The 10,955-nt window shown below is 62.7% G+C and carries 8 protein-coding genes and 1 rRNA gene; 5 read left to right on the top strand and 4 right to left on the bottom strand.

The genetic code is table 11. The features are described from left to right. The first annotated feature begins 152 nt into the window (after positions 1 to 152). From rrf to AC19YY_RS20310, 5 genes are all read left to right on the top strand, one after another. A 5S ribosomal RNA gene (gene rrf / locus AC19YY_RS20330) occupies positions 153 to 268 on the top strand. Between the two features lie 231 nt (positions 269 to 499). After that, positions 500 to 2,392: a penicillin-binding protein 2 gene (gene mrdA / locus AC19YY_RS20325; protein ID WP_169957315.1), complete on the top strand. Its 1,893-nt coding sequence runs from the start codon at positions 500 to 502 to the stop codon at positions 2,390 to 2,392. A gap of 117 nt (positions 2,393 to 2,509) precedes the next feature. Further along, positions 2,510 to 3,022, top strand: a complete 513-nt coding sequence (locus AC19YY_RS20320; protein WP_057439140.1) for a sigma-70 family RNA polymerase sigma factor — start codon at positions 2,510 to 2,512, stop codon at positions 3,020 to 3,022. Next, a complete protein-coding gene (locus AC19YY_RS20315; protein ID WP_169957317.1) occupies positions 3,019 to 3,993 on the top strand; it encodes a FecR family protein in 975 nt (324 codons plus the stop codon). The genes AC19YY_RS20320 and AC19YY_RS20315 overlap by 4 nt, the downstream gene beginning before the upstream one ends. Before the next feature lie 110 nt (positions 3,994 to 4,103). Beyond that, positions 4,104 to 6,521: a TonB-dependent siderophore receptor gene (locus tag AC19YY_RS20310; RefSeq protein WP_500604741.1), complete on the top strand. Its 2,418-nt coding sequence runs from the start codon at positions 4,104 to 4,106 to the stop codon at positions 6,519 to 6,521. A gap of 1 nt (position 6,522) precedes the next feature. On the opposite strand, the gene AC19YY_RS20305 is transcribed toward AC19YY_RS20310, so the two are convergent. From AC19YY_RS20305 to AC19YY_RS20290, 4 genes are read right to left on the bottom strand one after another with little or no spacing between them, the layout of a single operon-like run. Next, positions 6,523 to 7,494 (bottom strand): cyclase family protein, encoded by a 972-nt coding sequence (locus tag AC19YY_RS20305; RefSeq protein ID WP_169957320.1) that lies wholly within the window; start codon positions 7,492 to 7,494, stop codon positions 6,523 to 6,525. A 28-nt stretch (positions 7,495 to 7,522) separates the two neighbouring features. Beyond that, positions 7,523 to 8,281, bottom strand: a complete 759-nt coding sequence (locus tag AC19YY_RS20300) for an SDR family oxidoreductase (RefSeq protein ID WP_169957322.1) — start codon at positions 8,279 to 8,281, stop codon at positions 7,523 to 7,525. A 32-nt stretch (positions 8,282 to 8,313) separates the two neighbouring features. Continuing rightward, positions 8,314 to 9,762 (bottom strand): aldehyde dehydrogenase family protein, encoded by a 1,449-nt coding sequence (locus AC19YY_RS20295; RefSeq protein WP_170043684.1) that lies wholly within the window; start codon positions 9,760 to 9,762, stop codon positions 8,314 to 8,316. A gap of 2 nt (positions 9,763 to 9,764) precedes the next feature. After that, on the bottom strand, positions 9,765 to 10,871 hold the full coding sequence (locus AC19YY_RS20290) for a tartrate dehydrogenase (RefSeq protein WP_169957325.1): 1,107 nt from the start codon (positions 10,869 to 10,871) through the stop codon (positions 9,765 to 9,767). Positions 10,872 to 10,955: the final 84 nt, after the last annotated feature.

Below are 10,955 nucleotides of genomic sequence, written 5' to 3'. Positions count from 1 at the left end.
AACACCCAAGCAATTTGTTTCTCGAAAGAGCATCAGATTGCGGTGTGTGAAGACGAAATGAACCGAAAGTTCGAATCTCACAAAACACCGAAAGCTGTCACATACCCAATTTGCTGAAGCGAGGCACATGCCACGACTCAGTACCCGAATTTCTTGACGACCATAGAGCATTGGAACCACCTGATCCCATCCCGAACTCAGCAGTGAAACGATGCATCGCCGATGGTAGTGTGGGGTTTCCCCATGTGAGAGTAGGTCATCGTCAAGATTAAATTCCGAAACCCCAATTGCGAAAGCAGTTGGGGTTTTGTTTTGGGCGGTCGAAAAGGCGCGCGCAAAGACTAGCCCGCAGCTTCGCTGCTATCCACCCCCCAACCACCCTTCGGTCAATTCAATACAAAGTGTTTCGGTATTTTTGGTAAGGTGCAGCAGCTTTTTCAGGGACGGCCTTTCAACCGCAGGATGCGGCATCACCCTTATTCAACGAGATGCTGTAGAAATGCCCGAAGCCATACCGATCAAAGACCACGAAAAAGAGCACCGCCTGGTCAACAAGCGCCTGCTGGCCTGCGCAATACTGGTGCTTGGCATCACCTGTGCCCTGGTCGCCCGCATGTATTTCCTGCAGGTGGTGGAGTTCGACTATCACTCCACCATCTCCGAAAACAACCGTGTCCACGTCCTGCCCATCACCCCGACCCGCGGCCTGATCTATGACCGTAACGGTGTGGTTCTGGCCGATAACCGTCCCAGTTACAACCTGACCATCACCCGCGAACGGGCTACCGACCTGAAAGGGGAGCTGGACTCGATCATCGCTCTGCTGCACCTGCCCCCCGAAGACCGCGCCGTATTCGACAAGGCCCTGAAGCAAGCCCGCCACCCGTTCGTGCCCGTGACGTTGTTCTATGAGTTGACTGAAGAACAGATCGCCATATTGGCCGTCAACGAATTCCGCCTGCCAGGCGTGGATGTCGAGCCGCAGTTCGTGCGGCACTACCCGCTGGGTGCACACTTTGCGCATTCCATTGGTTACGTGGGGCGCATCAACGAGAAAGAGTCCAAGGAGCTGGATTCGGTCGAATACCGTGGCACGCAATCGATTGGTAAAACCGGCATCGAGCGCTTCTATGAGTCGCAGTTGCACGGCCATGTGGGTTATGAAGAGGTCGAGACCAATGCCCAGGGTCGGGTCTTGCGGGTGCTCAAGCATACCGATCCGGTTCCCGGCAAAAATATCGTCCTGAGCCTGGATATCAAGCTCCAGGAAGCCGCCGAAGAAGCCCTGGGCGACCGTCGCGGGTCAGTAGTAGCCCTCGACCCGCAAACCGGCGAAGTCCTGGCGATGGTCAGCAAACCCAGCTTTGACCCCAACTCGTTCGTCACCGGCATTAGTTTCAAGGAATATGCCGCGCTCCATGACTCCCTCGACCGGCCCTTGTTCAACCGCGTGTTGCGCGGGCTGTATGCGCCAGGCTCGACGATCAAGCCGGAAGTGGCCATCGCCGGTCTCGACAGTGGCGTGGTCACCGCGCAAACCCGGGTCTTCGACCCCGGCTACTACCAACTGCCGGACTTTGATCACAAGTACCGCAACTGGAACCACAGCGGTGATGGCTGGGTAGATATGGACGCCGCCATCATGCGTTCCAACGACACCTACTTCTACGACCTGGCCCACAAGCTGGGGATCGATCGCCTGCACGACTACATGGCCGAATTCGGTCTTGGCCAGAAAGTCTCCCTGGACATGTTCGAAGAGTCGGCCGGCCTGATGCCATCCCAGGCCTGGAAGCGTGCAACCCGGCGCCAGCCCTGGTTCCCGGGCGAAACCGTGATCCTCGGCATCGGCCAGGGCTATATGCAGGTCACCCCGTTGCAATTGGCCCAGGCCACCGCGCTGATCGCCAACAAGGGCGTGTGGAATCGTCCGCACCTGGCCAAGACCATCGACGGTGTGCCACCCGTGGACGAGAACCCGATGCCCAATGTCGTGCTCAAGAACCCCCGCGACTGGGATCAGGTCAACCACGGCATGCAAATGGTGATGCACGACCCGCGCGGGATTGCCCGGGCGTCGGCCGCCGGTGCGCAGTATCGGATCGCGGGCAAGAGTGGCACCGCGCAGGTGGTGGCAATCAAGCAGGGCGAGCGCTACAACCGCCTGAAGACTCGCGAGCGCAACCGCGACAACGCATTGTTCGTCGGCTTCGCCCCGGCTGAACACCCCAGGATCGTGATTTCAGTGATGATTGAAAACGGCGAGGCGGGCGGCCGGGTGGCAGGCCCGGTGGTGCGCCAGATCATGGATGCCTGGTTGCTCGATCAACAAGGCCACCTGAAACCGCAGTACGCCACGCCGGCCAAGACATCGGGCGACCCTCGTGTCTAGCGCCAGTATCGTCAAGCCGTCTTGAGCGAGGTTCCACTGGGTAGATAAGCGATTGCATTTAGCCACAGCCTGCGCAGATAATGAGATGAATTATCATTAACGTGCTTGGCTGCCCGCGTGTCTACTCCTACCGATCCCAAGGTCCTTCTGGCAACGCTTTATGACGACAACCATCGCTGGTTGCGCGCCTGGTTGTATCGTCAGCTCAAGTGCCCGCAAGATGCCGCGGACCTGACCCAGGACACGTTTATCCGCATTCTGGATGCGCGCCAGCTCCATCAACTCGATGAGCCCCGCGCGTTTCTCAGCACCGTGGCGCGCCGCTTGTTGTTCAGCTTCTGGCGACGCAAACGGTTGGAGCAGACCTACCTCGACAGCCTGGCGCAGTTGCCGCACGCCTACACCCCTTCGGAAGAAGACCTGGCCCTGGTGCGCGAAGCGCTGGAAAGCATCGATCGCCTGCTCAATGGCCTACCGCCGCGTGTCCGGCAGATCTTTATGCTCAATCGCCTCGAGGGCTTGTCGCAGCCCGTCATCGCCCAGCAGTTGAGCGTGTCGCTGGCCACGGTAGAGCGTGATCTGCGCCGGGCTTTCCTGCATTGCCTGGCCGAGTCGGCGGACCTGACATGAGCCACCCCAAGGTGGACGCCACCACCCGCGCCGCCGTGGATTGGTTGCTACGCCTGGAGGCCGGGGCTGACGACCCCGCGCTGCGTCAAGCCTTCGAAGCCTGGCTGCGGGCCAACCCCCAGCACACCGTCGCCTGGCAGCGTGTGGGCAGTTTGCTGCAGCAGCCGATTGCTGATTTGCAGCGCGTCGAGGCCCGTAGCCCCGGCCAATTGCGCGCCGTTACCCAGGCCCTGGCGACGCCGGATTCCGAAGCGCGGCGCAAGGTACTGCGCGGTGGCCTGGCCCTGGTGTTGTTCGGTGTCAGCGGTGCGGCGATCTTTGACCGCGCCCAACCGCTCAATGGCCTGTGGGCCGACCGCCACACCGCCACCGGTGAGCGCAAGACTTTCGCCTTGGCCGATGGCAGCCGCCTGAGCCTCAATGCCCGCAGTTCGGTGGACATCCACTTCAGTGACAGCCGTCGCCTGGTGCGCCTGCGTGAGGGCCAAGTGTTCGTGGACGTCGCCGCCGACCCGCGCCGGCCGTTTGTGATCGCCACCGACCAGGGCGAAGTCCAGGCCCTGGGCACGCAATTTATGGTGCGCCAGGAGGCCACCGGCAGCCTGACCTCGGTGCAGCTGCACAGCGTCCAGGTCACCACGCTCGGCGGCAGCCAGCGCCGTGTAGAGGCGGGGGAGGCGGCGTGGTTCAGCGATGTCGATGTGCGCCCGGTACCGCTCTCGGTACGCAGCCGCGCGGACTGGCGCGACGGCCGCGTGGATATCCGTGATGAGCCCCTGGGCCTGTTGATCGACGCCCTGCGGCCGTATCGCCGGGGCGTATTGCGGGTCAGTGAGCAAGCCGCAAAAGTACGCGTCTATGGCGTGTACCCACTGGATGATCCGGCGCAAACCCTGGAGTCGCTGGCCCAGACCTTCCCCCTGCGCATCAGTCACTACGGCCCCTGGTTGACCCTGATAGACGTGCGTTGAGCCGACAATGGGAATTATTTTCACTCAGCGTGAGGGGGTCGCCGATCTCGCGAGTCAAGGTTAGGGAACGCCAACCTGACAATGAGCATCCTCACCCTATGGCACCCTTGATGATCCGTCCCTGCCTGTTGACCCTGGCCGTAACCCTGGCGGTGGTCGGCCACCCCGTGGCCGCCCTGGCCGATACGGCCGCCAGCACCCAGCAATATTTCAATCTGCCCGCTGCAGACCTCGGCGATAGCCTGAGCCGGCTGTCGCGGGAAAGCGGGCGCACGCTGTCGGTCAGCCCGGCCTTGCTGCAAGGCCGCCGCGCGCCGGCGCTGCAGGGCCAATACAGCCCTGAACAGGCCGCGCAACACTTGCTGGCCGGCAGCGGCCTGGGCCTGACCGTCACCGACAATGGCACCTGGAGCCTGTACCTGCTGCCCGAAGGCGGCGCCTTGAACCTTGGCGCCACCACCGTCACCGGCCTGGTAGCAGAAAATGCCTGGGGCCCGGTGGATGGCTATGTGGCCACCCGCAGCGCCACGGCCACCAAGACCGATACACCGATCCTGGAAATCCCGCAGACCGTCAACGTGGTCACCGCCGACCAGGTCAAGGTCCAGGGCGCACGTAACCTGACCCAGTCCTTGCGCTACACCCCAGGCGTCGATACCAACGGCTATACCGATCGCAACACCATCGCCGACGAGCTGACCAGCCGTGGCTTCGCGCCCACCTTGTTGTATCTCGATGGCGCCTATCTGCCTTACGCCGGCAGCCTCGGTGGCGCGCCACAGATCGATCCCTACACCCTGGAACGCATTGAAGTGCTCAAGGGCCCGGCCTCAGTGCTGTTCGGGCAGAACCAGCCGGGCGGCATGATCAACCTGGTGTCCAAGCGGCCCACCACTGAGGCCCGGCACCAGGTCAAGTTTGGCCTGGGCAGTTACGACCGGGTCAATGGCGCCCTGGATTTCAGCGGCCCCCTCGATGAGGCAAAAACCTTGAGCTACCGCCTGATCGGCCTGGTCCGCGACGGTAACGAGATGGTCGACCATGCCACCGACAGCCGCACCTTGCTGGCCCCCAGCCTGACCTGGGCGCCCACGGATGACACTGCCCTGACGATCTATGCGCAGATCCAGCGTGACAAATCCCTGGCCGACTACCAGGCGTTACCGGCCATTGGCACCCTGTACCGCAACTCCAAGGGCCAGCACATCGACCGCGACACCTTCCTCGGCGACTCCGACTGGAACAACTACATTCGCGATCAGTATGTGCTGGGCTATGACTTCTCCCATGCCTTCAACGACAACCTGGAATATCGCCAGACCGCACGGTTTACCGACGTCAACGACCGCTACAAAGGTTTCTACCTGAACCGCTTCGTCGAACTGCCCGATGGCAGCACCGATGACACCCGCGCCAGCCGCACCAAGCTCGACTGGCGCCAACACAACAGCGCCTACACCCTCGATAACAACCTGCAGGCCAAGTTCGCCACCGGTGCTCTGGAACACACCTTGCTGGTGGGCTTCGATCACCGCGAGTTCACCCGTAAATATCAGGGCTACAACCTCTCCGGCGCAGAAATCATCGACCTCTACAAACCGTCCAACTACCACACCTTTGGCCAGCCGCAACTGACCACCAAGTGGAACAACACGGTCAAGCAGACCGGCCTGTATGCCCAGGACCAGATCAAGTTCGACCGTTTCATCCTCACCATGGGCCTGCGTGAAGACTGGGCCGAAGTGATCAATCGCGACCTGCTGGACCACAGCACGGTGTCGCAGAAAGACAAGCAACTCACGCGTCGCGTCGGCCTGACTTACCTCACCGACTTCGGCCTGGCGCCCTACGTCAGTTATGCCGAATCGTTTCTGCCCAGCGTCGGCCGGCTGGCCCCGGAGCGTGGCGGCGGCGCCTATAAACCGGTGGAAGGCGAGCAGTATGAGGCGGGCCTCAAATACCAGCCCAACGACCAGTCGCTGCTGACCTTGTCGGTGTTCCAGATCAAACAGAAAAACGTCCTGACCGGCGATCTGGTCTATCGCGAATACCAGTTGCAGGAAGGCGAAGTGCGCTCGCGGGGCGTGGAATTTGAAGGCAAGGCCCGGTTTGGCCAGGTGGAGTTGATCAGTGCGCTGTCGTACCTGGACGTGATCTATACCAAGAGCAACTACGGCGAAGAGGGTAACCGCAGCGAGGCGCAGGCGCCTTGGAGCGCCAGTACCTGGGCCGACTACCACTTTGCCGGCGATACCCTGGCCGGCCTGACCGTAGGCGGTGGTGCGCGGTATACCGGGAAGAAGTACGGCGACTCGGCCAACACCTTCAAGACCCCGTCGTTCGTGGTCTTTGACGCCACCGTCAGCTACGACCTGAGCCGCGTCAGCCCCACATTCAAGGGGGCCGAAGCCAGCCTCAACGTGCAGAACCTGTTTGACCGCGAGTACGTCTCGTCCTGCAACTACTCCTTTGGTTGCTATTACGGCCAGGAGCGCACTGCGTCCCTGGCCGTGTCCTACGATTGGTGAGCTACTTGATCACCACCGGGTTCACCGGCGCGCCGCTGCCACCGACAATCTTCAACGGCGCGGCGGTGTAGAGGAACTTCCACTGGCCGTCGTCGGCACAATCGGCGGCCAGATCCTCCAGCAGCACGATCTCGGTAAAGGCGATGCCGAGGTTGCGCATCAGCGCGCAATGCAACGGAATCTGCACCCCCGACACCGGATCGGTGATCACTTCGTTAGCGATGGTATCGGTCACCAGGTTGGGGATTTCCATGGCGTGGAACCACTCCACCAGTTCCCGGCTGTAGGTCAGGCCGGGCTCCACCAGGTCCTTGAAAAACTCGGTCTTGCCATACTCGTAGAAGGCGCCCATGGAGCCGGTACGGATGATCAGGATGTCGCGCTTTTCGATGGTCACGCCCTGGGCCTTGGCGGCGGCCAGCAAGTCCAGGTGGTTGAAGGTTTCGCCACGGCCCAGGTATTTCTTGCCGCGATGGCGGGCCATGTCGATCAGCACCGCGCGCCCGACCACGCCGCGCTCGGCAATCGCCAGTACACTGGCCTTGGCCATGCCGCCGACGGTGCTCATGGCGTCGTAGCCGTTCCACAGTTGATTGTCGTACCAGGCATGCCCGAGGGCGTCGTACTGGGTCGAGCCTTGCAGCTGCATGAAGATCACATCGTCGCAATACGCCGCGCCGCCGGTCATTTCGGGTTGCTTGCCGAAGTGGTAGTGGCTGTGATCCAGGGTGTTGAAGCGCATCGACGGGTTGCGCGCCGGCCACATCGGGTCGCCGCCCGGATGGCCGATCTGCACTTGCAGGGTGAAGGTCTTGCCCTGGCGCACCGCGGCCACGCCGCGCAGCACTTCGGTTTCGGTCAGGTAATTGAGGGCGCCGACTTCATCGTCCGGTCCCCATTTACCCCAGTTCTTTGGCAGGCCTTCGAGTAGCTGCTTGGTGCTCGGTTCGTTCTTGTTATGTAAGTCGCACATATCGACTCCGATCCCTTTGGTCGTTGAGTTACACGCAGCGCCCACCGTCGACTTCAAGGCAGGTGCCGGTGATAAAGGCCGCTTCGTCCGAGGCCAGGTACAGGCAGGCATTGGCCACGTCTTGCGGGGTGGAAAAACGTCCCAGGGGGATGGTTGCCATGAACTTCTGACGGTTTTGCGGGGTGTCCGGCACGCCCATGAACTCACTGAGCAACGCGGTTGCGCCGACCACCGGGTTCACGCAATTGACGCGGATATTGTCCGGCCCCAGCTCCGCCGCCATGGTCTTGCTCATGACCACCACCGCGCCCTTGCTGCCGTTATACCAGACCAGTCCCGGGCGTGGGCGGATCGCGGCGGTCGAGGCAATATTGACGAACACGCCGGCGCCCTGGCCGCGAAAGTGCGGCACAAAATGCCTGGCGCTGAGGTAGATGCTTTTGACGTTGACCGCGAACACCCGGTCGAATTCGGCCTCGTCCACCTCCAGCATTGGCCGGTTGCGGTGGGTGGTGCCGGCGTTGTTGATGACGATATCCAGCCCGCCGAATTGCTCCAGGGTCGCGCGCAGCAGCGCGCCCACGCTTTCGTCGTTGGCCACATTGACCTCGACGAAATGGGCATGGCCGCCGGTGGCGGCGATCTCATTGACCACCCGCTGGCCGCCGGTGGCGTTCATGTCGGCGACGATAACCCGCGCACCCTGTTGGGCGAAGGTCTTGGCGATCCCTTCACCAAAGCCGGAACCGGCACCAGTGACGATGGCAACTTTGTTTGCTAGACGCATGGAGTGTGCTCCTTTCTTGTTGTTGTAATGGCTTAGCCGTGTTTGATCGCGATGGTCTTCAAGGTGGTAAAGCCCAGCAGGGCCTCGAAGCCTTTTTCCCGGCCATAACCGCTGGCCTTGACGCCGCCGAAGGGCAGTTCAACCCCGCCGCCGGCCCCGTAGTTATTGATAAATACCTGGCCACAGCGCAGCTTGCGCGCCAGGCGCATTTGCCGTGCGCCGTCGCGGGTCCATACGCCGGCGACCAGGCCGAACTCGGTGCCATTGGCCAGGCGGATCGCCTCGGCTTCCTCGTCGAAAGGCATCACGGCCAACACCGGGCCGAAGACTTCCTCCCGGGCCAGGCGGCTGTCGGGCGGCACGTCGCGAAACAGCACCGCTTCCTGGAAGTAACCACCACTGCCGGCCTCGGCCACCACCTGGCCGCGCGCGGCCACCGTGATGCCGGCCTGTTCGGCCTCGCGCACGAACTCACGTACCTGGCGTTGCTGCTTCTGGTTGATCAGTGGGCCCATGTCCAGGTCCAGCGCCGAAGGCCCGGTGCGCAGTTCGCGAAAACGCTGGCTGAGTTGCTCCACCAGCGCCTCATAAATGCTGCGCTCCACCAGCAGCCGGCTGCCCGCCGAACAGGTCTGCCCGCAGTTCTGCACAATGGCGTTGACCAGCACCGGCAAGGCTTGCTCCAGGTCGGCATCGGCGAATACCAGCTGCGGTGATTTCCCGCCCAGTTCCAGGGTCACCGGGCAGTGCCGTTCAGCGGCGGCCTTGGACACCGCCGTGCCGGTCAGGGTGGAACCGGTAAACGAGATGTGATCGATACCCGGGTGGCTGCACAACGCCGCGCCAGCCTCGTAGCCATAGCCGGTCACCACATTGATCGCACCGGCCGGGAAGCCCACTTCGGCGGCAATCTGCGCCAGGCGCAGCAACGACAGGCTGGCATCCTCGGCCGGCTTGACCACACAGGCGTTGCCCGCCGCCAGGGACGCACCGACGCTGCGGCCGAAGATCTGCATCGGGTAGTTCCACGGGATGATATGCCCGGTTACCCCATGGGGCTCGCGCACCGTCAGCACCGTGTAGCCGTTCTGATAAGGCAGGGTCTCGCCGTGCAACTTGTCGGCCGCGCCAGCGTAGTACTCGAAATAACGGGCGAGGGCGGTGGCATCGGCCCGCGCGACTTTCAGCGCCTTGCCAGTGTCCCGCGCCTCGATCTGCGCCAGTTCTTCGTGATGCTCCAGCACCGCCGCGCCAAGCCTGGCCAGCAGGCGGCTGCGCTCCAGGGCCGACAACGTGCCCCACGGGCCATCGAAGGTTTCGCCTACGGCCAGGCGCGCGGCGCGGACGGCGGCGTCCACATCGGCAGCGGTGCCCCGGGCGATGCTGGAGTAGGTTTCGCCGCTGCTGGGATCGATCACCGGGATGTCTTCCAGGGACGTCGAGGCTTGCCATTGGTTGGCGATGTAATGTGCGTTGATCATGTTCAGCTCCTGTTCCCGGCGATGCATTCGGCGATGGCCACGCCCACTTCGATCGTACTGGCGCTGCCGCCCATTTCCCGGGTGCGCGGGCCTTGCGCAAGCACCGTCTCGATGGCCGAGACAATCGCTGCTGCGGCCTGCTGGTACAGCGGGTCGCCATTGCCCAGGTGCTCGATCATCAACGCAGCCGACCAGATCTGCCCGATGGGGTTGGCCACGCCTAGCCCGGCAATGTCCGGCGCCGAACCGTGTACCGGCTCGAACAGCGACGGGTAGCGCCGCTCGGGGTTGAGGTTGGCCGAGGGGGCAATGCCGATGGTGCCGGTGCAGGCCGGGCCGAGGTCGGAGAGGATGTCGCCAAAGAGGTTGGAGGCCACCACCACATCGAACCAGTCCGGGTGCTGCACAAAGTGTGCGCACAGTATGTCGATGTGGAATTTGGCGCTCTTGACGTCCGGGTAGCGCTGGGCGATCAGGTTCACCCGCTCGTCCCAGAACGGCATGGTGATGGAAATGCCGTTGGATTTGGTGGCGGCCACCAGGTGCTTGCGTGGTCGCTGCTGGGCGAGTTTGAAGGCGTAGTCCACCACCCGGTCCACGCCTTCGCGGGAGAAGATCGACTCCTGCACCGCGATCTCGCGCGGCGTGCCTTCCCACATCCGCCCGCCGACGCTGGAGTACTCGCCCTCGGTGTTCTCGCGTACCACGATAAAGTCGATATCCCCCGGCACACGGCCGGCAAGCGGGCAGGGCACGCCGGGCATCAGGCGTACCGGGCGGATGTTGACGTACTGGTCGAACTGGCGGCGGATCTTGAGCAGTGACTCCCACACCGCCGTATGGTCGGCGATGATGTCCGGGGCACCCACGGCGCCGAAGAAGATCGCATCATGGCTGCCGATCTGCTCGGCCCAATCGTCCGGCATCATGGTGCCGTGGGCCAGGTAGTGCTCGCTGCACCAGGCAAAGTGATCGAACTCAAACGCAATCCCGAAGCGCCGGCTGACGGCCTCCAGTACGCGCAGGCCTTCGGGCACCACCTCGCGGCCGATACCGTCGCCGGGAATCACCGCAATACGATGGCGGGTGCTGGTCGTGGAATTGGACACGCCGTGTCTCCTGTTTTTGTTGTTGTCAGTGAGGCGGGGACATTCTTGGCACAGGTGCAGCGGTGGGGGAATTGCTGATTACAG

The sequence above is a fragment of the Pseudomonas sp. MF09156 genome (assembly GCF_059862305.1).
The sequence above is the reverse complement of the archived record's forward strand: the minus strand, read 5'-3'. Positions and strand labels throughout refer to the sequence as shown.

Bases quoted from the DNA above. Each gene is read 5' to 3' on its own strand.
- mrdA (WP_169957315.1), top strand. From the start codon at position 500: ATGCCCGAAGCCATACCGATCAAAGACCACGAAAAAGAGCACCGCCTG.
- AC19YY_RS20315 (WP_169957317.1), top strand. From the start codon at position 3,019: ATGAGCCACCCCAAGGTGGACGCCACCACCCGCGCCGCCGTGGATTGG.
- AC19YY_RS20310 (WP_500604741.1), top strand. From the start codon at position 4,104: ATGATCCGTCCCTGCCTGTTGACCCTGGCCGTAACCCTGGCGGTGGTC.
- AC19YY_RS20305 (WP_169957320.1), bottom strand. From the start codon at position 7,494: ATGTGCGACTTACATAACAAGAACGAACCGAGCACCAAGCAGCTACTC.
- AC19YY_RS20300 (WP_169957322.1), bottom strand. From the start codon at position 8,281: ATGCGTCTAGCAAACAAAGTTGCCATCGTCACTGGTGCCGGTTCCGGC.
- AC19YY_RS20295 (WP_170043684.1), bottom strand. From the start codon at position 9,762: ATGATCAACGCACATTACATCGCCAACCAATGGCAAGCCTCGACGTCC.